This is a genomic window from Pseudomonas sp. DW-iso17 (assembly GCF_058725345.1).
Window position 1 is genome coordinate 1 of sequence record NZ_JBZXEA010000025.1, and the last position, 23,266, is coordinate 23,266.

Genomic DNA, 23,266 nt, shown 5'->3' on the forward strand with positions numbered 1-23,266 from the left:
GTTTCGACTGCGCCGGAAGTGGGGCGAATTATAGGCTTCCAGAATCTGCCGTCAACCCAATTATTCGGTTTTTCTATCAAAAACCTCGAAAAACCGATGCTTCCACTATATAGATAGCTACGAGTCAGCATTTGAGCAATATATTGCTCATTCATTGACAGTTAAGCATCATAGCGCCACGTATTTATCGATCATGACTTCGGAAGAACTCCCGCAATGACCACCCCTCCTCGCCGCCTGGCATCCGCATTGTTTCCGATCGGCCTGCTATTGATCGCCATGGCGTCCATCCAATCCGGTGCGTCATTGGCCAAAAGCATGTTTCCTATTGTTGGCGCACAAGGCACCACTGCTCTGCGTTTGATTTTCGCCAGTGTGATCATGCTGGTGCTATTACGCCCATGGCGCGCCACGCTGACGGCCAAGTCCTTGCGCACGGTGATCATTTACGGGATGGCGCTGGGCGGCATGAACTTCCTCTTCTATATGTCCCTTCGTACCGTACCGCTGGGGATTGCAGTAGCACTCGAATTCACAGGCCCGCTTGCCGTCGCTATCTATGCCTCGCGCAGAGCTGTCGACTTCCTGTGGATTGCCCTGGCGATCATCGGCCTGCTGCTGTTAATTCCGATGGGCGAGGCCAGTAGCGGTATCGACTGGGTCGGCGCGGCTTACGCACTGGGCGCAGGCGGATGCTGGGCCCTCTATATTTTATTCGGCCAAAAGGCTGGGAACGACAATGGTGTTCAGACCGCTGCACTCGGCGTGATGATTGCGGCCCTGTTCGTCGCACCGATCGGCATCGTGCATGCGGGCGCCGCGCTGCTGACGCCCGCCCTGATCCCTGTCGCCATTGGCGTCGCAATTCTGTCCACCGCCTTGCCCTACACCTTGGAGATGGTCGCACTGACTCGCCTTCCCGCTCGCACATTCGGCACGTTGATGAGTATCGAACCGGCGTTCGGCGCCCTCTCCGGCCTGTTCTTTCTGCATGAGCATTTATCCCTGGCCCAATGGCTGGCCATCACCTGCATTATCCTGGCTAGCGTAGGCGCGACGTTGACGATGCGCAACGAATCCAAACCACTGGTGCCTGCCGACTGATCATCTTTAAAGCCAGCTCTGGTATTTGCCGCTCATTTAGGCCATGTTTAGGCCGTAACCGAATGTCATTCATGGAGAATTTCGACACGGACAGCATGAACGCTTCGCTCGAGAGCGAGTAAAGCGGCTCTGTTCTTTTGCAGGGCGGCTATTAAGGATGGGAATGAAACGAATTTTGATACTGTTGCTGGTTGTGGGCATCGCTGGCTGTGCTGCAACCACAAAAACAGAAGTGAAACGGGGTAAAAAAGGGCTGCATATCAACTGTTCAGGCCTGTCCTCCTCCTGGGACCAGTGCTACACCAGTGCAGCCAACTCATGCGGTGCCAAGGGCTACCGGGTGATAGCCAAATCCGGCGATAACTCCGAAGAGCCTGGGGACTATCCTTTCGGCCTCAACCCAGCTGGCTATACCAGCCGCAGTATGATCGTCATCTGCAAATAGCTGCCCGAGCAGTCTTTCCTGACTGCTCATCTTAAATTCAGGCCAGTTGCGGCACGAAGGCTAAACTCCTGCTCGACCATCGAGCCAATGGAGTTCCCATGCCGCACAACAAGAAAATCGTATTAGTAGTGGGTGCCGGTGACGCGACCGGCGGCGCCATAGCCAAACGCTTTGCCCGCGAAGGCTACATCGCCTGCGTCACCCGTCGCAGCGCCGACAAACTGCAGCCCCTGGTAGACAGCATTCAGTTGGCGGGCGGTGAAGCCCATGGTTTTGCCTGTGATGCACGTAAAGAAGAGGACGTGATCGCACTGGTCGAGCAAATCGAAACCGAGTTGGGGCCTATTGAAGCGTTCGTCTTCAACATCGGCGCCAATGTGCCTTGCAGCATTCTGGAAGAAACCGCACGCAAGTACTTCAAGATCTGGGAGATGGCGTGCTTCTCCGGCTTCCTGAACGCACGGGAAGTCGCCAAGCGCATGGTCACGCGTAACCGCGGCACTATCCTGTTCACCGGAGCCACCGCCGGCTTGCGCGGAAGCGCGGGGTTTGCCGCCTTCGCCGGCGCCAAGCATGGGATACGCGCCCTGGCACAAAGCATGGCGCGGGAGTTAGGCCCGATGAACATCCATGTCGCCCATGTGGTGGTGGACGGTGCCATCGATACCGACTTCATTCGCGAGAACTTCCCGCAGAAATACGCACTCAAGGATCAGGACGCCCTCCTCAACCCTGACCATATTGCCGACAACTACTGGTTCCTGCATCGCCAGCCACGGGACGCCTGGACGTTCGAACTGGACCTGCGCCCCTGGAATGAAACCTGGTGACTCCCTCTATAACAATAAGCAGTGAGTACAGACCATGAGTAAAACCCTGGAGTTCTTCTTTGATCTCGGCAGCCCCGCCACTTACCTGGCCTATACCCAGTTGCCGGCGCTGTGCGCTAAAACCGGCGCACAGGTGGTGTATCAACCGATGCTGTTGGGCGGTGTATTCAAGGCCACGGGCAATGCCTCGCCGATCATGGTGCCCGCCAAGGGGCGCTATATGCTCGATGACCTGGCGCGTTACGCCAAACGCTACAACGTGCCGCTCAGGTTCAACCCGCACTTTCCCATCAATACCTTGGTGCTGATGCGCGCCGTCACCGGCATTCAAATCCACCAGCCTGAGCGCTTCCTCGACTTCATCGACTGCCTGTTCCGCGCACTCTGGGTGGAAGGCCGTCACCTGGGCGACCCAGAGGTCGTGGCCAATGTGCTCACCGAACAGGGGTTCGATCCCGAGCAGGTACTGGCCCTGTCCAATGATGCAGCCGTCAAGGACGCTCTCAAGGACAAAACCGAACAAGCCATTAAGCGCGGCGTGTTCGGCGCTCCCAGTTTCTTTGTAGGAAACCAGCTGTTCTTCGGCCAGGACCGCCTGGACTTTGTGCGTGAAGCCCTCAGCTAGGTGTTGATTGCAGCCGGCAATGCCTTGGCTGCAACCGATCAAATCGCCGCAGTGCGCACCTGCAACCATTCAAGCGCTGCACCATTGAGCAGCGGGCTCAAACGCTCACGCACCTGGGCGTGATACGCGTTGAACCATTCACGCTCATCCGCCGTGAGCAACGACGGCACCAGGCAGCGGGTATCAATTGGGCACAGGGTCAGGGTTTCGAACTTGAGGAATTCGCCAAACTCGGTCTTGCCCGCTTCACGGTTCAACACCAGGTTCTCAATGCGCACGCCCCAACGGCCAGGGCGATAAGTACCCGGTTCAATTGAAGTAATCATCCCTGGCTGCATCGCCGTTTGTGGCGCCGCAGCAGCCTGATAGGCAATGACCTGCGGACCTTCATGTACGTTGAGGAAATAACCCACGCCGTGGCCTGTGCCGTGACCGTAGTCCACGCCTTCTGCCCATATCGGCGCACGGGCAATGGCATCCAGCAACGGTGAAAGAATGCCCTTGGGGAACTGCGCACGGGACAGAGCAATCACACCCTTGAGCACCCGCGTGCAATCGCGTTTCTGCTCCTCACTCGGTGTACCGATAGGCACCATCCGCGTGATGTCCGTGGTTCCGCCCAGGTATTGGCCGCCCGAGTCGATCAACAGCAAGCCATCACCTTCGATCAGCGCATGCTCTTCTTCGGTGGCGTGGTAATGCGGCATCGCGCCGTTGGCGTTGAAGGCGGCAATGGTGTTGAAACTTAGCGATACATAGCCTGGGCGGCGAGTACGTGCAGCGGTCAGGTGTTCGTCAATCGTCAGTTCGGTAATGCGCTCGCGACCCAGGGCGCTGTCGAGCCAGGCAAAGAATTCGCACAGCGCCGCACCATCCTGCTCCATGGCTTGGCGGATATGTTCCGCATCCGCCAGGCTCTTGCGGGATTTAGCCAGTGTGGTGGGGTTGAGGCCTTCAACCAGCTTGACGCCCGCGTCGAGGTTTTCCAGCAAGCCGGCGGTGACGCGGGCAGGGTCTACTTGCAAACTTGCGCCCGCCGGTACCGCTCGCAGCGCTTGCGCCACCTCGCTGTAATCACGCAGGGTCACGCCATCCTGCTCAAGCACCGCCCGCAGTTGCGCATCGACCTTGCCCAACGCCACAAACAAAGTGGCCTGTTGCTGATTGATCAAGGCAAAGGACACAAACACCGGATTGAACGACACATCAGCGCCGCGCAGGTTGAATAGCCAGGCGATGTCATCCAGCGTCGCGATGAAATGCCAATCGGCGCCCTTGTCTTTCAAACTGGCACGCAAGGCGGCCAGTTTCTCGCCACGACTGACGGTGGCTTGGGGCGGCAGATGCTGATAGATCGGCTGGTTCGGCAACGCTGGGCGGTCTTGCCAGACTTCATCGAGCACATCGATATCGGTACGCAGACGCGCGCCACGCTCGGCCAATTTGCCACCCAGGGTACGTGCCGAGGCCACGGCCATGACCGCACCGTCCACCGCCACCACGCCACCCTCAGGGGTTTGCTCGGCCAGCCACTCCAGCGGCCCGGGCTGACCCGGTTGCAGCTTCACCAGCTCGATACCGCTGCCCTTGAGCTCCTTGGTCGCCTGTTCCCAATAACGGCTATCCGCCCAGACCCCGGCGAACTCCGCCGTGACGATCAGAGTGCCCACCGAGCCATGAAAACCGGACAACCACTGGCGCCCTTGCCAGTAACCCGGCAAATATTCGGACAAATGCGGGTCCGCCGATGGCACCAGCAAGGCATGAATGCCTTCGCGGCGCATCAGTTCACGGGTGTGCGCCAGGCGCTGGGGAACCGTTCCATGGGTCAAAGGCTGCGTACTCATTGTGTCTCCTGCTAACCACTAATAATTGTTATGTATTGCGATGATAAATCAGACTGCCCAGAACGCTGGCGCACTCGCCAATGCGGCCTTGATCAACTGCGCGGCCTGGTCGATATCCTGTTCGGTGGTAAACCTGCCCAGGCTCAAGCGAATAGTGCGAGCGGCACTGCGAGCGTCATGCCCCAAGGCCAGAAGCACATGGGACGGCGCATTGCTGGCCGAATTGCACGCCGAAGTCGCGGAAAAGGCAATGCCTGCACTCAATGCGGCTGAATTGAATTCGCCTTCGCTGAAGGTAAGGCTCAATGTGTGTGGAATACGCTGGGTTGAGCTGCCATTAAGACGCAAGCCGGCAACCGACGCCAATTGATCCAGCAAGCGCTGGCGCAGCGCGACAATCGTGGCCTTCTCATCCTCGAAAGACGCCGCCGCCAGAGCAAACGCCGCGCCCATGCCGGCAATCTGATGAGTCGCCAGGGTGCCGGAGCGCAAACCGCCTTCGTGGCCCCCCCCGTGAATCTGCGCCAATACCTTCTGCTGCGCCCGAGGCCCGACATATAACGCGCCGATACCCTTGGGCCCATACAGCTTGTGAGCAGAGAACGACATCAAGTCCACCGGCCACCGGGCCAGGTCGATAGCCACTTTGCCTGCCCCTTGCGCCGCGTCCACATGGAACAACGCGCCGTGCTCACGTACCCGCGCACCAATGGCCGGGATATCGTTGAGGGTGCCCAGTTCGTTGTTGACCAGCATCAGCGAGACAAGAAAGGTATCCTCGCGCAAGGCTTCGCTGACCGCTTCGACGCTGATCAAGCCGTCTGCATCCGGTACCAGGTAAGTCACTGCCACTCCGGCTTCCTGCAATTGCCGCGCGGTGTCCAGCGTGGCCTTGTGTTCGATCTGGCTGGTGATGATATGCCCACCCGCCACACCACGGGCCTGGGCCACGCCCTTGAGCGCAAGGTTGTTGGATTCCGTGGCACCGGAGGTCCAGACTATCTGCTCGGGCTCGGCCACCACCAACTCGGCTACCTGGCGACGCGCCTGTTCAACCTTCTGCCGGGCCGCTTGGCCGAATGCATGGGAACTGGACGCAGGGTTGCCGAAGTGGGCGTTGAAACCCAGACACTCGACCATCACCTGGATAACTCGCTCATCCACCGGCGTGGTGGCGGCGTAGTCGAAATACAGCGGACGTTTATTCATGAGGTTAAAACTCGCAGAGCGTATTCCCAAGAACAGCGTCTCGGGGGGCATCGACCAGAACAGAGGTCGTCAGGTTTAACCGATCGAATGCCATTAAAGAAGGTAACTTTATTTAAATGTGCGTAGGAACGCTCCTGGAATTGAGCTTAACAGGCTGAAGTAGCCCCATGGCAAACAAAAAGCCCGAGGTTCCTTGTGGGAAACCTCGGGCTTTTTGCTGCATGAAGCGCGCTCAACTGGGCCGACCATGCAAAACCACGCTGCGCTCGGCGTTCATTTCACCCTGGTGATCAAAGCCGAAGGGCTTTGGCTGGCCAAGCAACGCGGCGCGTTGGCGTTGATAGTCGTCAAACGACAAGCCGCGACGGCCCAGGGCCTCCAAAGCCAACTGCTTGGTTTCCTCGGCCGTATAAGGGCGCATTTCCGGGGATGGCTGGGTCGCACACCCCGCAAGGACAGAGGTGACAAGTAAAAGGGAAACAGCGAGGAAACGGTTCATGGCGATGGCCCTGCGAAGATGGTTTCGAGTCAATGAACACAGGCTACTCCCGCCCCTTCTCGCTGAAAAATCATCGTCCGTGATAGTCGCTATCACGCGTATCGGCGTCCACAGGGGGAACGCCTTTATATTCATTTAAGTTCTATAAATATAGAAACACCTTCATTTACGAATTAAGACGATACCTCTATAAAGACCTTGCGCGCAGCCCACTGTCCACCCGGCAACAGCCCTTCAACAAAGCTTGAATTCCCATGAGAGGTCACCATGCAGCTGTTCACCCTGCCGCCCTCGCCTGCCCTCGCGACCTCGATCCGCGCCACAGCCCAGGTCTTCGAAGACCCAAAGTCCCAGGCCCTGCTCGACCATATCCAGCAAGTGGCCCCCAGCGAGGCCAGCGTGCTGATCATCGGCGAAACCGGCACCGGCAAAGAGCTTGTTGCGCGGCATATCCACCACCTCAGTACGCGGCGAAATCGGCCCTTCGTGGCAGTGAACTGCGGGGCTTTTTCGCAAGCACTAGTGGAAGCCGAGTTGTTCGGCCATGAGAAAGGCGCCTTTACCGGTGCCCTCAGCGCCAAGGCCGGCTGGTTCGAAGAGGCTGACGGCGGCACCTTGTTTCTGGATGAGATCGGCGATTTGCCGATGGCCATCCAGGTCAAACTGCTGCGGGTGCTACAGGAGCGTGAGGTGGTGCGCCTGGGTTCGCGCAAAAGCATTGCAATCGATGTGCGAGTCCTGGCCGCCACCAATGTACAACTGGAACAGGCCATCAACGCCGGGCATTTCCGTGAAGACCTCTACTACCGCCTCAATGTAGTCAGCCTGGAACTGAGCCCGCTGCGCGAACGTACCGGCGATATCCTGCCGCTGACCCGGCACTTCATCCAAACCTACAGCCAGCGCCTGGGCTACGGTCCGATCAGCGTGAGCCACGAGGCCGAGCACAAGCTCAAGCGCTACAGCTGGCCGGGTAATATCCGTGAGCTGGAAAACGTGATTCATCACACCCTGCTGGTCTGCCGCAACGCTGTGATCGAACCCGACGACCTGCGCCTGTCGAACCTGCGCATCGAACGCCAGAACGACAGCGACACCGATACCTGTGCAGAAGCCCTGCTGGCGCGGGCGTTTCAAAGGCTCTTCGAGGAACAGTCCGGCGCCCTGCATGAAAAGGTCGAGGACGCCTTATTGCGCGCTGCTTATCACTTCAGCCACTACAACCAGGTACACACCGCCACCTTGCTGGGACTGAGCCGCAACGTCGCTCGCGCTCGCCTGATCAAGATCGGCGAACTGGCGGTCAACAAGCGCAGGCCCGGGAAAAATGCGCAAGGCGAACGGATGCTGCACCTATCCATTTAGTCGGCAGTGCAAGGCATCGTCCTGACTGCGCTCAAAACTGCGCAGTACCTGGAATGCGCCAAAGGTCACGGCCGTGGCCCGGTGGGCGCGGATCAGCGTCCAGAAATCTTCGCCGCCCTGCTCAAAACATTTGAAGGCCGCCTCACCCTCTTCCCGCGATTGCCATTGCAAGTAATTGAGCACCCTGCGTCCGTCATCGCTGACCTGTACGCTGGCACTCAAGAAGCCGCCATGGCGCACGGCCAGACGCTCGCTCTGGGTGGTCAAGGCGGCCACCAGGGCGGATTGCTGACGGGGTTCGATGTGAAATTCGATCAGCTGAGTGAAGCTGCGACTCTTCTCTGATACCTGCATGAAAACCCCCTCTCTCTGTAGGAAGAATCTTGCGATTCGATGCCACGCAGGGTAAAACCTCTAGTTAAGTCGAGGTCAAGCACTGTTTGGGAGCCTTACATGCTCAGCAACGAACTCAGCGTCGGTCAGTTGGCCGCTCGCAGCGGCGTGGCGGTCACCGCGCTGCACTTCTACGAATCCAAAGGGCTGATCAAGAGCAATCGCAATGCCGGCAATCAACGACGATATCCACGGGATGTACTGCGCCGGGTGGTGCTGATCAAAATCGCCCAACGTCTGGGCATTCCGCTGGCGACCATTGGCGAGGCCTTGCGGGCCCTGCCCGATGGGCGCACACCGAACGCTCACGACTGGGAACGGCTGTCGGCGTTGTGGCGTGAAGATCTGGATGAGCGCATCAACAAACTGATGCTGCTGCGCGACAAGCTCAATGGTTGCATCGGGTGCGGGTGCCTGTCGATGGAGGCGTGCCCGCTGCGCAATCACGATGACCAGCTGGGTGAGCGTGGCCCTGGTGCGCAGTTGCTGGAGCCCACGCCTGATGCTGATCGGTAAAGCCAGTTGCGCAATGCAACGTGACCTATAGTGAAAAGGCTGTAACCCCATAACCACAATCAAAGGAGAACGTTATGAGCGTTAAACCTATTCCCGAGGGTTATCACGGCATTACCCCCTATCTGGGCATCAACGAGGCCGCAAAGGCGATCGAGTTCTACAAGAAGGCCTTTGGCGCCTCAGTGTTCATGCGCCTGGACATGCCCGACGGCAGGGTCGGCCATGCGGAGCTGCGTATTGGCGAAGCGGTGATCATGCTGGGCACGCCCTGCGATGAAACGGCCCTGCGCAATCCGGACGCGCATCCCAGTGTCGGTTTGCACCTGTATGTGAATGATGTGGACGCACAATTCAAACAAGCGGTTGATGCCGGCGCCAGCGCAGTGTCCGAGCCGCAGGATCAGTTCTATGGGGATCGCTCGGCGAGTGTGACAGATCCGTTCGGGCACCTGTGGTTCCTGGCCACCCATAAGGAGGACCTGACCGAGGAGCAAATCCGCCAGCGTGCCATGGAGATGTTCAAGCAACATTAACCCTGTGGGCGTGAGCTTGCTCGCGCCTGCAACACGCCACGCCTTGCCCCAGGTTCCAACCGGCCTGCTCCGGCAAAGTAAAGGCCCGCGTGGCGTTTGGAACACTTCAAGGGTTTGTCGATCTGACACCCCGGTAGGCATTGCGCCCCAGCCATATCGTCATGACCAACAAGGCGGTCAATGGCAGCCCATGGAACAACACGATCACCTGGGCCGGCGTCCACGTCACATAGAACGGCCCGACCACCAGCATGCCCACGCCAAAACCGGCCATTTGGATCAGGGTCAAGAGGCTGAACAGCGGCAAGCGCAAGCTATCGGGCTCGCTTTGCGCACGGGAGATCAACGCCACCTCGGACAATCCATCGCCCAGCCCCGCCCACACCACCAGCAACAGCGCCAGCCACAGTTCGGTCTGCTGGAATGTCAGGATAAAGCCGCTGGACATCAACGCCACACCGAGCATGAACAAGCGCTCCATGCCTTGGGTGCCACGACCTTTCAACACTGCACTGGCGATGCGCGCGCCAACAAACTTGCCACAGGCCCACACGGCCAGCAGATAGCCCATGACCGTCTTGGCCGTGTCCGGTGAAATGTACTGCGACAGCACTGGCCAACCGACGTTATGGGCCGCGCTGCCGAGGGTGTCTAACATGCTGATCAGCAACATCGCGGCCAGCACCGGCGCACCGCGCAACCCCTTGGTCAGCTCATGCCATTCGGCGGCGAGTCCGCGATGCGCGGCAACAGCAACGCTAAACAACGCGCGCAAGGGCAAGACCAGGCAAGCGGCAATCACATAGGTGCCGATGTTGACCGCAAACACCGCTTCAAATCCGCCCGTGGCGATCAGCAAGCCGGAGAGCAAACTGCCGAAGACCGCGCCGGTGGCGGCCGCCGAGGTGATCCATGCGTTGGTATTCACCCGCTGCTCAAGCGCGACCCAAGTGGGCAACTGACTGTTGAGGCCAATGGCAAACAGCGAATTGCACAGGCCGATACCGAAGGCGATAAAGGGAAGAAGGGTAAGTTGATGGGCCGGTAACAACACCAGCAGCGGCATCAGCAACAGCGCCCGGGCCAGGTCCAACCCCGCCAACGTCCCACGCCCGGCAAACCGCCGGAAAAACGGAATGCCAAACAGGCTCGAGACAATCCCGCCGGTGACCCGGCACGCCAGGAAGATGCTGACAAACACCACGCTCTGGCTGAGCCAGTACACATAAGTGGACAACGCCACCATGTTAAGGAATGCGCCAAAATCCGACACACCGCGGGCAAAGATGATCAGGCGAGCGTTGCGGGTCGACAGATTCAGTTGTTGATCGTGACTCATGCAGGCTGTGCCCCCTCGACACTGCGCAGGCTTACCAAGAGCACATCGCGCCAGGCCGGTTCCGTCTCTACCCGCGGTCGCACCTCCCCGGCCCGATGGTAGAACCCACGGTCGTTGATCACGATAGTCTCCAGAAATTTCTCCATCGGCAGTTTCAGTAGCCGGCTGTGCTCCGTTTCGTCGGCAAACACCTCCGACACCACCGGCACCGTGTTGCATTCGCCAATAAAGTGCATGAACACCCAATCCAGGCCGTCCTGGTGAATCCCCGATGTGGTCGGGCTGCTCGATGACACGTCCGCCCGCACCCGGAACTGATGGATATCGATCGTATAGGTCTGTTCGCCCAGGTGCGGGGCAATCACCGCGAGGTCCGTCGCCAGCAGCTTGTGCATGAGGGGATGCTCGATAAAGCCCTCCTCGCTATAGCTCAGGTGATTCACGCCCTGGCGATAGTTCACCGCGTAGGTGACCGGCGATTTGAACGCCGTATTCCTGTCGATCTGCAATTGCCGTGACGGTAACAGACGATAGCGCAAGATGCGCCGTTCGCGGTGGGTGTAAGTCCTGAACGCCTCGTCGCGCACCAGGTTATCCCAATACGCGCGAAAGCTTTGTTCCTCACCGGGTTCAACGTTGACCAGTTCGCGAAAGTCCGGGCGATGACAGAAGTGATGTTCGCGCAAAAGCGCCGAGATCTGAGGGATGTCCATATCGCTATCCTGCAACCGGTGGATCGATGAGGATGCGCAGATGTTGCTGCAACGCATCGTGCAAGGCATGGGCGTTGGCGGCATTGCCAACCTGGGCCCAGCATTTGAGCAAATAATGCTCCTCGATATCCGCGTCAATGTAGTGGCCGGGGTCCTGCGGGGCGTATTCCAGCACCGAGCGGTGTTGGTCGAGGAACTGCAGGCCGTCAATGCCCCTGAAAAGGCCACTGTGCTGCGGATAAATCGCCAGCATCGCGTAGTGTTGCCCCGCATCGGCAACCTTATGTGCGCCAGCCTCCAACTGTGCATTGATGCCCTTCTCGCCCAACAACAATCCCATGTACAGCTGATAAGGATCGATACCGGCCAGGTCGCGGAACGCCGAGTTCACATACAGTCCGCCCAGACGCGGGTTGATCTCGATGGCCACCGGCCCTGCGTCCGTCATACGAAACTCGAAATGCACCACAGCGTTGGTCAGGCCCACCGCGTGCAGGCAGTCCACCGCGTACTGGCGGATCTGCTCGCACTGGGCCTGGCTGAACGACGTCGGCGGGGAAATCAGCAGGTTCTCCAGGACCGTGCCGCTGCGCTCGGTCAGCAGCAGTTTTTCATTGATCAGCAGCGGATGGACACGCTCGCCGACAATCACACATTCCACACTGCCTTCGATGCCAGGAATATAACCTTCCAGCAGAATGCTGTGGCCTGGCAAGTATTCACGCCGCAGCCCATCCTCAAGCGGCAGGGCGTGCGCACAGCCGTAGAAGTCCGCATAAGCGGCGGCGCCATGATCACTTACGAAATGCCAATAGTGGCTGCGTAGCTCCTCCCAGCTCGAGCATTTTTTGATAAACGCCGAAGCCCCGCCAAAGGGCGGTTTGGCGATCAGTGGATAACCCACGCGCTCGGCGCCTTGCTGGAGTTCCTGTTCGTTGTTGCACAGCACGAACGGTACCGAACGCAATTGATGCTGTTTCAACACGCGGCGCATCAAGAACTTGTTATTGCACGCGGCAATCGCCTCCGGGTGGCTGTAGACCAAGCCCAACCGCTGACACGCCTGCGCGACGATACAGCCCACCTCCCCTTGTGCGGACGGGTGCCCGGCCTGGCAGAAAATCCCACGCACCTGATAACGCCCGTCCAACTGTCCGACCAACTCCAGGACAGACTGCTCACTGAGCGTTTCGAGCAGGAACACTTCGTCACTGTCGTCCCTGAGACGTTGCAGGTGCTTGCGCCCCGCCACGGCGGCCGTCAAACACGCCAAACCGTGGGCGCGGGCCACCGTGAAATGCGGTTCCCGGTAGCGGTAGCGAGCGCAAGCACTGTCATCTACATCAATAAACAGAATCGCACCCTGTTTCATACCGCATCCTGCCAACTGCACCATTGGCCCTCCCAGTTGCGAAAACGGTAAGTCCGCTGCCCATCGCGGACTTCAAAATGCGGTAAGTCTTCAGGCTTTTCAAAGTCCAACAATGGCACGGTGAACTTGCCTTGTGCATGAGGCAGTACATACTCGGGCAGGGCAATATTCGATACACGGCGTTTGAGCCGATCCATGATGGCGATGGCTTGGCTGATCGACGCCTTATACTCTGAAGCACCGGGTGAAAACGGCATGAAGTGATATAAGTAATATGGCTTTACGCCCAAACGATAAAGATCAATGAATAATTTATGCAACGTCGCTTCATCATCATTCACGCCACGCAACAGCGGCATGTTAGAGAATACAATCGGGACCACACCCTGAATCCGTTTAACCGCGACGGCAAAATCAGCACTGAGCTCAAGCGGGTGGCAGACATGCACACCAAATGCATTGACCTTGTACTTCTCCAGCATCGCCACCAACTCATCGGTCACGCGAAACGGGTTGAAACTCAAGGCCCGCGAATGGATGCGTATCAGCAGATCATCACGAATGCCGCGCAATGCGGCCAGCATCTCCTCAAGCTTGCGGTCGGCCAGCATCAGTGGGTCACCGCCGCTGAGAATCACCTCTTCAATCGCTGGGTTACCGCGGATGTACTCCACCGAATCCTTGAACGAGTCAGTGTTGGCGTTAGCTTTGTCGGTGCCCACCTGCAGCGTGCGCAGCGCCTCGAAACAGAACTGGCAATAGGCATTGCACGTGTTGGTGGTGCGCAGGATCACGCGGTTGTCGTACTTGTGCTGGCAGATGGGCGTCTTCATCTCATGATTGAGTTCCCAGTTTTCGGAACTGCCGTCGTAGTCGCCCTGCACCTGTTCGCTCCAATACGGTACTACCTGGCGCCACAGGGGGTGGTCCATCACCTCTGCGCTGGTGAGTGAACGCTTGATTAAATCAATGTAATAAGGCGTGATCTGCATCTTGCGATCTTGCAAGTTGTGCTCGATATGCGCCGTTGTGGCCTCGTCCCATCCACCGCAGGCATTGCGCAGTGCAGGTTCATCGCGGATGGCATTCTTCTGCTGCCAACGCCAGTCTTGCCATTGAACTGAACGATGCATGGCTTGATCAAAAATCGACATGAGTTTGAACTCTCTGTTAAGGCATAGGGACGCGTACTTTTCCAGCACAGGAAAAGTATGATTCGCAACAATGACAATCGACGGGCAGGCGACAGACCACAATCAAGTAACTAACTTGATCACCGGCACCAGAGAGATATAACGGTTCACCACGTGATGGCGCGAATAAACGACTAGCACGGTCATGCGATTAACTTCCTTTTTATACTATTGCGACTTCCAAGTCCGCACTCACTAAAGCCGATGCCCGCCACTGTGTCAATACAATAACCTTGTCACTCCTCTGGAATTAACCTGCACCCGCGCCAACACCCCGTAATGACAAGGGGCGCTTTCGTTCAAGCCCAGCTATTTGAAAAACAAATAATACTGAAAGCAACACGCTCAGTGAGTATAGAGAGCGTTATTTCTACTTATATAACTACGTAGCCGCACTTCAGCTGAGCCAGGGGTTGGCCGCGAGGAAGTGGCGCTCAGATGCGTGGCTGCTGACGACATCACACAGCGGCATGATCACGTCCTTGGAGGTCTGCCCCGGCCTAACGCAAGCCGCTGAACGCCTGCGGGCTGGCGTACTGCGTGTTCGATCAGCGCATAAATGCGGCCTGAATGTGAACCTGAAACATTTTCTTTCATATCCACCTTAGGGATTTCTCATGCTCATCCGTCTTAACTTAGATACAGCCTGTCGCGTCAGCAAAAGCTACGACTGGCCTTTTCCGGGCCTCTATTGCCCCCTCCGATCAAGACCCTCATTCATATGTCGAAGAAGTCACGCTCCAAACTCTGGTTTCTCGTCCATAGCTGGCTGGCGTTGCCCATCTGGTTCTTTGTACTGATCGTCTGCGTCACCGGCACGCTGGCCGTGGTGAGCCAGGAAATCGTGTGGCTGGCCAACCCGGATATCCGCGCCAGCAAGCCGTCGGATGACGCTCAGCCGCTGAGCTTTGACCAGGTGATCGCGGCCATCAAGCACGATGAGCCCAAGGCCATCGTCCAGTCCATCATCCGCCCGGATGAATCGCACTTCGCGCTAAGCGTCGGCCTCAGCTACCCGGACGGGCGCTCCGTGGAGGTGTATGCCAATCCCTACACCGGCGCGCTCCAGGGCATCAGCCCCTCATTCAACTTCCAGCAATTCACCCGCGCCCTGCATGGTTGGTGGCTGGTGCCGTTCACCAATGGGTACAGCTGGGGCTGGTACCTGGTGTCTGCGTTGGGCTTGCCGCTGCTGGCTTCACTGGTCACCGGGCTGGTGGTGTACAAGCGCTTCTGGAAAGGCTTCCTGCGCCCTACCCTGCGCATCCGCCACGGTGCGCGGATCTTCTGGGGCGACTTTCACCGCCTGAGTGGCATCTGGTCGATCTGGTTTATCGCGGTCATTTCTATCACCGGCACCTGGTTCCTGATCGAGGCTGTCCTGGGCGACAACCAGATATCCATTTCCAGTGAACCCATCGTGCCAGTGATCGCACGGGATAAGGTGCCGCTGTCGGCGCCGGGCGTGCCGGCACCGATGATCCCTATCGACAAGGCGATCGACATCGCCGCCGAGCGGATCCCCGGCCTGGACGCCAGCTTTGTGTTCATGCCAAGCAACGCCTACAGCCACCTGCAGATCGGCGGGCGTGGCTGGTACCCGTTGATGTTCCAGACCGCACAGCTGAACCCCTATGACGGTGAAATCGCGGTCTCGAACCTGTTGTCCGACCGTACCCCGCTGGAATTCGTCACCGAGTCGATGCGCCCACTGCACACCGGGGACTTTGGCGGTTTGTGGATCAAGCTGATCTGGGCATTCTTCGGCCTGGTGCTGAGCATGATGGTATTGAGCGGCTTGCTGATCTGGACCAAGCGCACCGCTCTGGCCACCCTCAACGCCCTCAAGCGCGAGGCCAAGACGCAACGTCAGCACGCGCCCATCCCGGCCATGCACGCCGACACCTCGGAGGCCCAGCGATGAGCAAGGTTGCAACCGTACCGCCGTCCCCGCTGCGCGCCTTTTGGCTGAAATGGCGTTTCCATATCAACATCCTGCTGTTGCTGGTGCCGCTGGGGTTCATGCCCAAATACTTTGCCGACGCCGCGTTGTTTCGCGGGGATACCGGCATCGGCGAGCGCGTGGCCGGGCAGGTGCAAGTCGGTCCCTGGAGCCTGACGCTGGCTGAGTTTCGCAACGAAGGCCCGAGCCCGAACCCGGCTGGCCCGATGAAGTTCTTCAACGCTGCCCTGTGCGATACCTGTGCCGAGCAGGTCAAGGCCACTTACCTGCGTATCGGCAAACCCCGCAGCCTGCGCGCCGCCGGAGTGATCTTCTTCGGCACGCCGTACCGCATGGGCGCCGCCCTGCCGATCCCAGAACGCACCCCGGCGGACGCCGAAATATGGGTGACCATGGAAGGGTGGGACGGCAGCATGCACCAGGGTTCCATCCCGCTGAGCCAGGCCTCGCCTGCCACCATTGCCTGGCTGAACAAGCAAGGAGTCAAACCATGACGTTCAAGCGCTTCACCCGCGCCGCGCTGTTGCTGTGCGCCGGCCTGAGCACCACCGCCTTCGCCCACAACCCGATGTGCGAATGCAAGGAAATCCCCGGCGAGCAGATCCAGTGCAAAGGCGGCTTCTCCGACGGCAGTGGCGCCCCCGGCGTAACCCTGGATGTGATCGGCTACGACGAAACCATCCTGGTGCCGGGCAAGCTCGGCGAAGATTCGACCCTGACCTTCAAGAAGCCCGCCGCCGAGTTCTACGTGCTGTTCGATGCCGGCCCCGGCCACGTGGTGGAAATCGACCAAGCGGATATCCCGTCGCAATGAGTACCACACAGGTTGTACGCCCCGCCGGCGCGGGCCACGAAACCCTTTATGTGTTGCTGTTGTGCCTGATCATCCTCGCGGTGGCGGGCACGGTCGTGGCGCTGCACGGGGAAACCCAGGAAGTCGCGGCAGTGCCCAGCCACCAGCTGGACGCCCGCCGCGACCTGAGCGCCGCCGAGCAAGGCATCTACGCCGACCTGCGGGTGACCCTGGATGAAATCCACCTGTTGCAGCAGGAACACAGCGCCCTGCCGACGCCTGAGCAACTGGCCGAAGAAGGCTTCGCGCCCTTTGTCCAGGATGCCAGTTCGGTCAGCCGTGGCGGCCATCGCTGGCAGCTGCTGGCACCCGCCGCCTACCTGGGCTTGAGCCAGGCGCCGGCCACCAGCGGTTCGCTGCTGATGCGCGTGCAAGGCAGTGAGCCGGATATCTGGCTCAACCGCAGCGCCAACCTTGCCGCCCCTTCCGACCTCACTGACCAGGCGCTGATCGCGGCCGGCTGGCAGCAGGTGGTCGCGCAATTCGATGCTGGCGTCACCCGCCAGCACCGTCACTGAACGAGAAGACCGATTGCCCATGTCCATGTCATCGCCCCTGTTGCGCCTTTTACTGGTTGGCCTGTTCAGCCTGATGCTCACCCCCCTTGCCAATGCCGAGGCGGCCAAGCGCCTGCGTATCGGCATTACCTTGCACCCCTATTACAGCTACGTGGCCAATATCGTGGGCGACAAGGCCGAGGTGGTGCCGCTGATTCCCGCCGGTTTCAACCCGCACGCCTACGAGCCGCGCGCCGAAGACATCAAGCGCATCGGCACCCTGGATGTGATCGTGCTCAACGGCGTCGGCCATGACGACTTCGCCGACCGTATGATCGCCACCAGCGAGCGCCCGGACATCCCGGTGATCGAAGCCAATGCCAACGTGCCGCTGCTCGCCGCTACAGGTAACGCGGCACGCGGTGCGGGCAAGGTGGTCAACCCGCACACCTTCCTGTCGATCAGCGCGTCGATTGCCCAGGTCAATAACATTGCCCGTGAGTTGGGCAAGCTCGACCCGGACAACGCCAAAACCTACACCCAGAACGCTCGCGCCTACGGCAAGCGCTTGCGCCAGATGCGCGCCGACGCCCTGGCCAAGCTGACCAGCGCGCCCAACCCCGACCTACGTGTCGCCACCGTACACGCGGCCTACGACTACCTGTTGCGCGAGTTTGGCCTGGAAGTCACCGCCGTGGTCGAGCCGGCCCACGGTATCGAGCCAAGCCCCAGCCAGCTGAAAAAGACCATCGATGAACTGCGTGCTCTGGATGTGAAAGTGATCTTCTCGGAGATGGATTTCCCGTCCACCTACGTCGATACCATCCAGCGTGAATCCGGGGTCAAGCTGTACCCGCTGTCGCATATTTCCTACGGCGAATACAGCGCAGAGAAGTACGAAGTGGAGATGACCGGCAACCTCAACACCGTGGTACGGGCGATTCAGGAGTCGGGAGCATGACCGCCGCGCAGCACCTGAACGCCGTCAACGTCGGCCCCACCCTGAACTTCGACCAGGTCTCGCTGACCCTGGGGCGCACCGCAATCCTCGATGGCGTGAGTTTCCAGGTACAACCGGGCAGCATCCACGCACTGGTAGGTCCCAACGGCGGCGGTAAAAGCTCGCTGATCAAGACCCTGCTGGGGCAGACGCCGCACCAGGGGCGTTTGAGCCTGGAATGGCCAACCACACCCGGCACCATCGGTTACGTGCCCCAGGCGCTGGAATTTGACCGCGGCTTGCCGATGACCGTGGACGATTTCATGGCTGCCATGTGCCAGCGTCGTCCGGCGTTTCTGGGCCTTTCCAGGCATTACGCAGCGGCGATTGGCGATGCCCTTGAGCGCGTTGGCATGCAAGACAAGCGCAAGCGCCGCATGGGCGCGTTGTCCGGCGGTGAGCGCCAGCGCGTACTGCTGGCCCAGGGGCTGATTCCTGCGCCGCAGTTGCTGGTGCTGGATGAGCCGATGTCGGCCCTCGACGAGGCGGGTATCCAGGTGTTCGAACGGCTGTTGAACGACTGGCGCCTGGCCGGGATTACCGTGCTGTGGATCGAGCACGACCTGGAGGCCGTGGGCCGCCTGGCCGACCGCGTCACCGGTCTTAACCGCCGCGTGCTGTTCGACGCCACACCGAAAGAGGCGCTGACCCCGGACCGCCTGCTCACTCTGTTCTCCACCCACCCTCGGAGCCCGGCGCCATGAGTTATGAAGCCTTTCGCTTGATGGTCCAGGGCTGGGCCTCTGCCGGTTACCTGCCCGAAGCCCTGGCCTACGGGTTTGTGGTCAACGCCCTGCTCGCCGGCTTGTTGATCGGCCCGGTGCTGGGCGGCCTGGGCACGCTGGTGGTGGTCAAGCGCTTTGCGTTTTTCTCCGAAGCGGTCGGCCATGCCGCGCTGACCGGCGTGGCCGTGGGCATCCTGCTGGGCGAACCCTATACCGGGCCTTATGGCAGCCTGTTTGGCTACTGCCTGCTGTTCGGCATCCTGCTCAATTACCTGCGTAACCGCACCGGCCTGGCGCCCGATACCTTGATCGGCGTGTTCCTGTCCGTGTCCCTGGCACTGGGGGCAAGCCTGCTGCTGATCCTGGCCGGCAAGATCAACGTGCACATTCTCGAGAACGTGCTGTTTGGCTCGGTGCTGACGGTCAACGGCAACGACCTGCTGGTACTGGCCATTGTCGGCTCGCTGGTGATGGCCCTGGCATTGCCGCTGTACAACCGCATCATGCTGGCCAGTTTCAACCCGCAATTGGCAGCAGTGCGCGGGGTGGCGGTGAAAAGCCTGGACTACCTGTTCGTGATCCTGGTGACCCTGATCACCGTGGCCGCGGTCAAGGTCATCGGCGCAATCCTGGTCGGTGCCTTGCTGGTGATTCCTGCCGCTGCGGCGCGCCTGTTGAGCCAGTCACTCAAAGGGTTTTTCTGGATCTCGGTGCTGATCGCCACCGTCAGCACCCTGTGCGGCATCCTGCTGCCGATCATCTTCGACCTGCCCATCCCATCCGGCGCCGCCATCATTCTGGTTGCCGGTATCGCCTTCGCCTTCGCGGCCATCGCCCGTGGCGTTGTGCCCAGCCTCAAAGGGAATCTTGGATAATGCGCCCTGTCTTTCGCCCACTGGCCCTGGCCATCGCTTGCTTGATGAGTACGTCGGCACTGGCCGTCGACGGTTTCGACGCCAAGGACTTCAAAGTCAACCAGGGCCTCGGTCACGCAGCCCTGACCAAGACCAAGCCGCCGGTCAAGGTGCTGGCGTCGCTGCCGATTACCTACGGCTTGGCCGAGGCGCTGCTCACAGGCACCAACGTAGCGCTTGAACGCGCCGCACCGGCCAATCTGCCGGGTTCGCGGCAGGTGTCCTACTTCACCGGCCGCGGTGCTGCGGCATTGAACAAGTTGGCGCTGGACGCCGACGCGGCCATCGGCCTGCGCTCGCTGTGGGCCGATGACCCGCTGTACCCCGTGGCGCGACGCAGCAATATCCGTATCGTCGAAGTCGATGCCGCACGCCCGGTGGACGGCGGCTTGCCGGGTATCGCAGTACAACCGGGGGTCACCGATGGCTTGAACAGCCAACCCTGGCAATCGAGCAACAATATGGGCCGCATGGCCGACGTGATGGCCGCCGACCTGAGCCGCCTGGCGCCGGCTGCCAAACCCAGGATCGACGCTAACCTGGCCGCGCTCAAACAGCGTTTACTCAAGCTCACCGCCGACAGCGAGGCGCGCTTGGCCAAGGCCGACAACCTGAGTGTGCTCAGCTTGAGCGATCACTTCGCGTACCTGGTCAGCAGCCTGAACCTGGAAGTGCTCAGCACCGATGCACGGCCCGACGCCGAGTGGACGCCCGAGGCGCTGCAAAAACTTAGCAGCGCGTTGAAGGACAACGCTGTGGCGGTGGTGCTGCATCACCGTCAACCCAGCGATGCAGTCAAAACCGCCGTCACTGCCGGCGGCTCCAGACTGTTGGTGTTGAATGTGGACGGCGCCGACCCGGTAACGGAGTTGGAAACCAATGTAGACCAAGTGATCAAGGCACTCACACCCTAGGCAAGCCACCGATCCGTCAGAGAAAAACTCGGTTCAATGTGGGAGCTGGCTTGCCTGCGATGCGGACGCCTCGGTTTATCAGGCGCACCGAGTCGATGCCATCGCAGGCAAGCCAGCTCCCACATGGGTTCGCGGTGCACCAGCCGCTACACCACATCCACACCCACATGAATCGCATCATGCCGCCAGAACTCCAGGTCGCAGTCGATCAGGCGTTGATGCTGGTCGTAATTGACCCGGGCGATGCGCAAGCCCGGGCTGCCTGCCGAGACGCGTAGTGCAGCGGCCGCTTCCACCGGTAGCGAGGTGGGCACAATCTCGAAACGCACCCGCCCGTAGTGCAAGTCATATTTGCTGGCATACAGCTCAGTCATCGACTGATTCAAATCGCACGCCAGGATCCCCGGAAAATACTGCGGGTTCAGATAGTGCTCCACATACAACACCAGGCGCCCGTCAATCCTGCGCCCCCGGCAAATCTGGATCACGCTCGACAACGCCGGCAACTGCAACCACGCGCACACCGCCGCCGACGCCGGTTGCAAGCGTGCTGAGATGACCTGCGTGGAAGCCTCGCGCCCCTGGTCGCTGACCATGGCGTGAAAGTGGCTGCGCTGCATCAGGTTATAGGCCAGCCGTGGCGGCGAGACGAACCATCCCCGACGCTCTTCGCGGTAGATCTGCCCTTGAGCCTCCAGTTGTAACAAGGCTTCCCGCACGGTAATCCGAGTGGTACCAAACAACTCGCTGAGCTTGCGTTCGGCGGGCAGTTTGCTGGCAGGCGGCAACAGGCCGTGGTCGATCTGCTCCTGCAGCGCCAGGCCGATGGAAGTTACCGCCTTGATTGCCTCATCACGCATCAACGTTACCTATCTGGACTAGACCAGCACCGTTCAGGTGCATAAAACGCGCTCTATCTGGGCTTTTGCTGCTGGGTGCCAGCCTAGGCACTCCAGATGACCGACAGATGACAAAGGCTGTCGACTGCGTCTTCCACACCCTGCAATACATCGGCCAAGTCCAAGGCCTGCGGGCACTTGGGCATGGTCTACGCTAAGTCAGAGCTGAACGACATCAGCGCTTCAAAAACGACATCGACATGAAACTGTCATCCAGGGGGCCTAGATTGGCTCAGGTATTGCTGACCTAGACCAAACCACCGCTAACGTTCAGATAAAACGCCGCGTTGAAAACGCCCAAAGGAGCTTCGGATGAAACAGCTTTTCCTGGCATCACTGTTAGGCTCGACCATTGTCATGTGCACCGCCGCCATGGCTGCTGATACCGATCTAAAAACCTTGGAAGCCGCCGCCAAAGCGGAAGGCGCCGTCAACAGCGTCGGCATGCCCGATGACTGGGCCAACTGGAAAGGCACCTGGGAAGACCTGGCCAAAACCTACGGCCTCAAGCACATCGACACCGACATGAGCTCGGCCCAGGAAATCGCCAAGTTCAAAGCCGAAAAGGACAACGCCAGCGCCGATATCGGTGACGTGGGCGCGGCCTTCGGCCCGATCGCGGTAAAGCAAGAAGTGACCCAGCCGTACAAACCATCCACCTGGGCACAGGTGCCGGATTGGGCGAAAGACAAGGACGGTCACTGGGCCCTGGCTTACACCGGTACCATTGCCTTTATCGTCAACAAGAAGCTGCTGCACGGCTCCGAAGTGCCCACCACCTGGGCTGACCTGCAAACCGGTAAATACAAGGTATCGGTGGGTGACGTGAGCACCGCCGCCCAGGCTTCGAACGCAGTACTCGCCGCGGCCATCGCCAACAAAGGCGACGAGAAAAACATCGCGCCGGGCCTGCAATTTTTCACCAAGATCGCCCAGCAAGGTCGCCTCTCGCTGTCCAACCCGACCATCGCTACCATGGAAAAAGGCGAAGTCGAAGTGGGCCTCGTCTGGGACTTCAACGGCCTGAGCTATAAGGCCAAGATGGCCAACCCCGATGACTACGTGGTGCTGATCCCCTCGGATGGCTCGGTGAAATCCGGCTACACCACCCTCATCAACAAATACGCCAAGCATCCGAACGCCGCCAAGCTCACCCGCGAATACATCTTCAGCGATGCCGGCCAGCTCAACCTGGCACGCGGCAATGCGCGTCCGATCCGGGCTGAAACCGACTTGAAACTGCCGGCAGACGTTGCCAAAAACCTGATCCCGGGCGAGCAGTACACCAAGGCCAACCCGCAGCCGATCAAGGATGCCGATGCGTGGGAAGCGACGTCCAAGAAGCTGCCACAGATGTGGAACGAGCAAGTCATCGTAGAAATGAAGTAATCGGTCTCTCTGATCCAAAGGCGGTCAGTGTGGGAGCTGGCTTGCTGTGGCGAGGGAGCTTGCTCCCGCTCGACAGCGTAGCTGGAGCCGGCTTTTTGGGGGTGCTCCGCACCCCAGCGCAAGCAAAGT

At 59.7% G+C, this 23,266-nt stretch carries 25 protein-coding genes; 16 read left to right on the plus strand and 9 right to left on the minus strand.

Annotation, left to right across the window (positions count from 1 at the left end; genetic code table 11):
• Window positions 1–216: 216 nt before the first annotated feature.
• The 4 genes from rhtA (at window position 217) to AC4PS6_RS17500 (ending at window position 3,004) form a co-directional block, all read left to right on the plus strand.
• Window positions 217–1,104, plus strand: coding sequence for a threonine/homoserine exporter RhtA (gene rhtA / locus AC4PS6_RS17485; protein ID WP_020301052.1), 888 nt, complete (start codon window positions 217–219; stop codon window positions 1,102–1,104).
• A 163-nt stretch (window positions 1,105–1,267) separates the two neighbouring features.
• Window positions 1,268–1,549, plus strand: a complete 282-nt coding sequence (locus AC4PS6_RS17490) for a hypothetical protein (protein WP_003190182.1) — start codon at window positions 1,268–1,270, stop codon at window positions 1,547–1,549.
• A gap of 98 nt (window positions 1,550–1,647) precedes the next feature.
• Window positions 1,648–2,379 carry an SDR family oxidoreductase gene (locus AC4PS6_RS17495; RefSeq protein ID WP_014717823.1) on the plus strand — a complete coding sequence of 244 codons (732 nt, stop codon included), beginning with the start codon at window positions 1,648–1,650 and terminating at the stop codon, window positions 2,377–2,379.
• A 34-nt stretch (window positions 2,380–2,413) separates the two neighbouring features.
• On the plus strand, window positions 2,414–3,004 hold the full coding sequence (locus tag AC4PS6_RS17500; protein ID WP_032901924.1) for a 2-hydroxychromene-2-carboxylate isomerase: 591 nt from the start codon (window positions 2,414–2,416) through the stop codon (window positions 3,002–3,004).
• A gap of 38 nt (window positions 3,005–3,042) precedes the next feature.
• Here AC4PS6_RS17500 and AC4PS6_RS17505 read toward each other — a convergent pair whose 3' ends face one another.
• The 3 genes from AC4PS6_RS17505 to AC4PS6_RS17515 form a co-directional block, all read right to left on the minus strand.
• Entirely contained in the window at window positions 3,043–4,851 is a 1,809-nt protein-coding gene (locus tag AC4PS6_RS17505; protein ID WP_020301054.1) for an aminopeptidase P family protein, read from the minus strand.
• A 48-nt stretch (window positions 4,852–4,899) separates the two neighbouring features.
• A complete protein-coding gene (locus AC4PS6_RS17510; protein WP_014717820.1) occupies window positions 4,900–6,060 on the minus strand; it encodes a cysteine desulfurase family protein in 1,161 nt (386 codons plus the stop codon).
• A 232-nt stretch (window positions 6,061–6,292) separates the two neighbouring features.
• Window positions 6,293–6,559 carry a lipoprotein gene (locus AC4PS6_RS17515; protein ID WP_032904559.1) on the minus strand — a complete coding sequence of 89 codons (267 nt, stop codon included), beginning with the start codon at window positions 6,557–6,559 and terminating at the stop codon, window positions 6,293–6,295.
• A gap of 267 nt (window positions 6,560–6,826) precedes the next feature.
• Between AC4PS6_RS17515 and AC4PS6_RS17520 the strand changes: the two genes are divergently transcribed.
• Window positions 6,827–7,924 carry a sigma-54 interaction domain-containing protein gene (locus AC4PS6_RS17520; protein ID WP_019817255.1) on the plus strand — a complete coding sequence of 366 codons (1,098 nt, stop codon included), beginning with the start codon at window positions 6,827–6,829 and terminating at the stop codon, window positions 7,922–7,924.
• Here AC4PS6_RS17520 and AC4PS6_RS17525 read toward each other — a convergent pair.
• The gene (locus tag AC4PS6_RS17525; RefSeq protein WP_019817256.1) at window positions 7,913–8,278 is read right to left on the minus strand and encodes an antibiotic biosynthesis monooxygenase; all 366 of its coding nucleotides are present in this window, start codon (window positions 8,276–8,278) and stop codon (window positions 7,913–7,915) included. The genes AC4PS6_RS17520 and AC4PS6_RS17525 overlap by 12 nt on opposite strands.
• A 99-nt stretch (window positions 8,279–8,377) precedes the next feature.
• On the opposite strand from AC4PS6_RS17525, the gene soxR reads away from it, so the two are divergent.
• Both soxR and AC4PS6_RS17535 read left to right on the plus strand, forming a co-directional pair.
• The gene (soxR, locus tag AC4PS6_RS17530) at window positions 8,378–8,833 is read left to right on the plus strand and encodes a redox-sensitive transcriptional activator SoxR (RefSeq protein WP_014717816.1); all 456 of its coding nucleotides are present in this window, start codon (window positions 8,378–8,380) and stop codon (window positions 8,831–8,833) included.
• 74 nt (window positions 8,834–8,907) lie between these two features.
• A complete protein-coding gene (locus tag AC4PS6_RS17535; protein ID WP_014717815.1) occupies window positions 8,908–9,366 on the plus strand; it encodes a VOC family protein in 459 nt (152 codons plus the stop codon).
• 106 nt (window positions 9,367–9,472) lie between these two features.
• Here AC4PS6_RS17535 and AC4PS6_RS17540 read toward each other — a convergent pair whose 3' ends face one another.
• From AC4PS6_RS17540 to AC4PS6_RS17555, 4 genes are read right to left on the minus strand one after another with little or no spacing between them, the layout of a single operon-like run.
• Window positions 9,473–10,705 (minus strand): MFS transporter, encoded by a 1,233-nt coding sequence (locus AC4PS6_RS17540; protein WP_336827090.1) that lies wholly within the window; start codon window positions 10,703–10,705, stop codon window positions 9,473–9,475.
• Complete coding sequence (locus AC4PS6_RS17545) at window positions 10,702–11,418, minus strand: 2OG-Fe dioxygenase family protein (protein WP_019817257.1); 717 nt, start codon at window positions 11,416–11,418, stop codon at window positions 10,702–10,704. The genes AC4PS6_RS17540 and AC4PS6_RS17545 overlap by 4 nt, the downstream gene beginning before the upstream one ends.
• 4 nt (window positions 11,419–11,422) lie before the next feature.
• Window positions 11,423–12,790 (minus strand): ATP-grasp domain-containing protein, encoded by a 1,368-nt coding sequence (locus AC4PS6_RS17550; RefSeq protein WP_198833745.1) that lies wholly within the window; start codon window positions 12,788–12,790, stop codon window positions 11,423–11,425.
• Window positions 12,787–13,944 (minus strand): KamA family radical SAM protein, encoded by a 1,158-nt coding sequence (locus tag AC4PS6_RS17555; RefSeq protein WP_014717811.1) that lies wholly within the window; start codon window positions 13,942–13,944, stop codon window positions 12,787–12,789. The genes AC4PS6_RS17550 and AC4PS6_RS17555 overlap by 4 nt, the downstream gene beginning before the upstream one ends.
• Before the next feature lie 760 nt (window positions 13,945–14,704).
• Between AC4PS6_RS17555 and AC4PS6_RS17560 the strand changes: the two genes are divergently transcribed.
• Genes AC4PS6_RS17560 through AC4PS6_RS17595 form a run of 8 tightly spaced genes read left to right on the plus strand, consistent with a single transcriptional unit; the run spans window position 14,705 to window position 20,849 of the window.
• Entirely contained in the window at window positions 14,705–15,907 is a 1,203-nt protein-coding gene (locus AC4PS6_RS17560; RefSeq protein ID WP_020301063.1) for a PepSY-associated TM helix domain-containing protein, read from the plus strand.
• The gene (locus AC4PS6_RS17565) at window positions 15,904–16,440 is read left to right on the plus strand and encodes a PA2404 family protein (RefSeq protein WP_019817260.1); all 537 of its coding nucleotides are present in this window, start codon (window positions 15,904–15,906) and stop codon (window positions 16,438–16,440) included. The genes AC4PS6_RS17560 and AC4PS6_RS17565 overlap by 4 nt, the downstream gene beginning before the upstream one ends.
• Window positions 16,437–16,760 carry a hypothetical protein gene (locus AC4PS6_RS17570; RefSeq protein ID WP_020301064.1) on the plus strand — a complete coding sequence of 108 codons (324 nt, stop codon included), beginning with the start codon at window positions 16,437–16,439 and terminating at the stop codon, window positions 16,758–16,760. Before AC4PS6_RS17565 ends, AC4PS6_RS17570 begins: the two co-directional genes overlap by 4 nt.
• Complete coding sequence (locus tag AC4PS6_RS17575) at window positions 16,757–17,317, plus strand: DUF6162 family protein (RefSeq protein WP_103451950.1); 561 nt, start codon at window positions 16,757–16,759, stop codon at window positions 17,315–17,317. The genes AC4PS6_RS17570 and AC4PS6_RS17575 overlap by 4 nt, the downstream gene beginning before the upstream one ends.
• Before the next feature lie 19 nt (window positions 17,318–17,336).
• The gene (locus tag AC4PS6_RS17580; RefSeq protein WP_032901958.1) at window positions 17,337–18,257 is read left to right on the plus strand and encodes a metal ABC transporter substrate-binding protein; all 921 of its coding nucleotides are present in this window, start codon (window positions 17,337–17,339) and stop codon (window positions 18,255–18,257) included.
• Window positions 18,254–19,000: a metal ABC transporter ATP-binding protein gene (locus tag AC4PS6_RS17585; protein ID WP_073454479.1), complete on the plus strand. Its 747-nt coding sequence runs from the start codon at window positions 18,254–18,256 to the stop codon at window positions 18,998–19,000. The genes AC4PS6_RS17580 and AC4PS6_RS17585 overlap by 4 nt, the downstream gene beginning before the upstream one ends.
• On the plus strand, window positions 18,997–19,896 hold the full coding sequence (locus AC4PS6_RS17590; RefSeq protein WP_032901932.1) for a metal ABC transporter permease: 900 nt from the start codon (window positions 18,997–18,999) through the stop codon (window positions 19,894–19,896). The genes AC4PS6_RS17585 and AC4PS6_RS17590 overlap by 4 nt, the downstream gene beginning before the upstream one ends.
• Entirely contained in the window at window positions 19,896–20,849 is a 954-nt protein-coding gene (locus AC4PS6_RS17595; protein WP_020301068.1) for a metal ABC transporter solute-binding protein, Zn/Mn family, read from the plus strand. The genes AC4PS6_RS17590 and AC4PS6_RS17595 overlap by 1 nt, the downstream gene beginning before the upstream one ends.
• Before the next feature lie 146 nt (window positions 20,850–20,995).
• On the opposite strand, the gene AC4PS6_RS17600 is transcribed toward AC4PS6_RS17595, so the two are convergent.
• The gene (locus tag AC4PS6_RS17600) at window positions 20,996–21,709 is read right to left on the minus strand and encodes a UTRA domain-containing protein (RefSeq protein WP_020301069.1); all 714 of its coding nucleotides are present in this window, start codon (window positions 21,707–21,709) and stop codon (window positions 20,996–20,998) included.
• A gap of 351 nt (window positions 21,710–22,060) precedes the next feature.
• Here AC4PS6_RS17600 and AC4PS6_RS17605 point away from each other — a divergent pair, with 351 nt between their 5' ends.
• Complete coding sequence (locus AC4PS6_RS17605; RefSeq protein ID WP_336827089.1) at window positions 22,061–23,137, plus strand: ABC transporter substrate-binding protein; 1,077 nt, start codon at window positions 22,061–22,063, stop codon at window positions 23,135–23,137.
• Window positions 23,138–23,266 lie beyond the last annotated feature (129 nt).

Excerpts from the sequence above, each read along its gene's own strand:
- rhtA (WP_020301052.1), top strand. The coding sequence starts at position 217 with ATGACCACCCCTCCTCGCCGCCTGGCATCCGCATTGTTTCCGATCGGC.
- AC4PS6_RS17490 (WP_003190182.1), top strand. The coding sequence starts at position 1,268 with ATGAAACGAATTTTGATACTGTTGCTGGTTGTGGGCATCGCTGGCTGT.
- AC4PS6_RS17495 (WP_014717823.1), top strand. The coding sequence starts at position 1,648 with ATGCCGCACAACAAGAAAATCGTATTAGTAGTGGGTGCCGGTGACGCG.
- AC4PS6_RS17500 (WP_032901924.1), top strand. The coding sequence starts at position 2,414 with ATGAGTAAAACCCTGGAGTTCTTCTTTGATCTCGGCAGCCCCGCCACT.
- AC4PS6_RS17505 (WP_020301054.1), bottom strand. The coding sequence starts at position 4,851 with ATGAGTACGCAGCCTTTGACCCATGGAACGGTTCCCCAGCGCCTGGCG.
- AC4PS6_RS17510 (WP_014717820.1), bottom strand. The coding sequence starts at position 6,060 with ATGAATAAACGTCCGCTGTATTTCGACTACGCCGCCACCACGCCGGTG.
- AC4PS6_RS17515 (WP_032904559.1), bottom strand. The coding sequence starts at position 6,559 with ATGAACCGTTTCCTCGCTGTTTCCCTTTTACTTGTCACCTCTGTCCTT.
- AC4PS6_RS17520 (WP_019817255.1), top strand. The coding sequence starts at position 6,827 with ATGCAGCTGTTCACCCTGCCGCCCTCGCCTGCCCTCGCGACCTCGATC.
- AC4PS6_RS17525 (WP_019817256.1), bottom strand. The coding sequence starts at position 8,278 with ATGCAGGTATCAGAGAAGAGTCGCAGCTTCACTCAGCTGATCGAATTT.
- soxR (WP_014717816.1), top strand. The coding sequence starts at position 8,378 with ATGCTCAGCAACGAACTCAGCGTCGGTCAGTTGGCCGCTCGCAGCGGC.
- AC4PS6_RS17535 (WP_014717815.1), top strand. The coding sequence starts at position 8,908 with ATGAGCGTTAAACCTATTCCCGAGGGTTATCACGGCATTACCCCCTAT.
- AC4PS6_RS17540 (WP_336827090.1), bottom strand. The coding sequence starts at position 10,705 with ATGAGTCACGATCAACAACTGAATCTGTCGACCCGCAACGCTCGCCTG.
- AC4PS6_RS17545 (WP_019817257.1), bottom strand. The coding sequence starts at position 11,418 with ATGGACATCCCTCAGATCTCGGCGCTTTTGCGCGAACATCACTTCTGT.
- AC4PS6_RS17550 (WP_198833745.1), bottom strand. The coding sequence starts at position 12,790 with ATGAAACAGGGTGCGATTCTGTTTATTGATGTAGATGACAGTGCTTGC.
- AC4PS6_RS17555 (WP_014717811.1), bottom strand. The coding sequence starts at position 13,944 with ATGTCGATTTTTGATCAAGCCATGCATCGTTCAGTTCAATGGCAAGAC.
- AC4PS6_RS17560 (WP_020301063.1), top strand. The coding sequence starts at position 14,705 with ATGTCGAAGAAGTCACGCTCCAAACTCTGGTTTCTCGTCCATAGCTGG.
- AC4PS6_RS17565 (WP_019817260.1), top strand. The coding sequence starts at position 15,904 with ATGAGCAAGGTTGCAACCGTACCGCCGTCCCCGCTGCGCGCCTTTTGG.
- AC4PS6_RS17570 (WP_020301064.1), top strand. The coding sequence starts at position 16,437 with ATGACGTTCAAGCGCTTCACCCGCGCCGCGCTGTTGCTGTGCGCCGGC.
- AC4PS6_RS17575 (WP_103451950.1), top strand. The coding sequence starts at position 16,757 with ATGAGTACCACACAGGTTGTACGCCCCGCCGGCGCGGGCCACGAAACC.
- AC4PS6_RS17580 (WP_032901958.1), top strand. The coding sequence starts at position 17,337 with ATGTCCATGTCATCGCCCCTGTTGCGCCTTTTACTGGTTGGCCTGTTC.
- AC4PS6_RS17585 (WP_073454479.1), top strand. The coding sequence starts at position 18,254 with ATGACCGCCGCGCAGCACCTGAACGCCGTCAACGTCGGCCCCACCCTG.
- AC4PS6_RS17590 (WP_032901932.1), top strand. The coding sequence starts at position 18,997 with ATGAGTTATGAAGCCTTTCGCTTGATGGTCCAGGGCTGGGCCTCTGCC.
- AC4PS6_RS17595 (WP_020301068.1), top strand. The coding sequence starts at position 19,896 with ATGCGCCCTGTCTTTCGCCCACTGGCCCTGGCCATCGCTTGCTTGATG.
- AC4PS6_RS17600 (WP_020301069.1), bottom strand. The coding sequence starts at position 21,709 with ATGCGTGATGAGGCAATCAAGGCGGTAACTTCCATCGGCCTGGCGCTG.
- AC4PS6_RS17605 (WP_336827089.1), top strand. The coding sequence starts at position 22,061 with ATGAAACAGCTTTTCCTGGCATCACTGTTAGGCTCGACCATTGTCATG.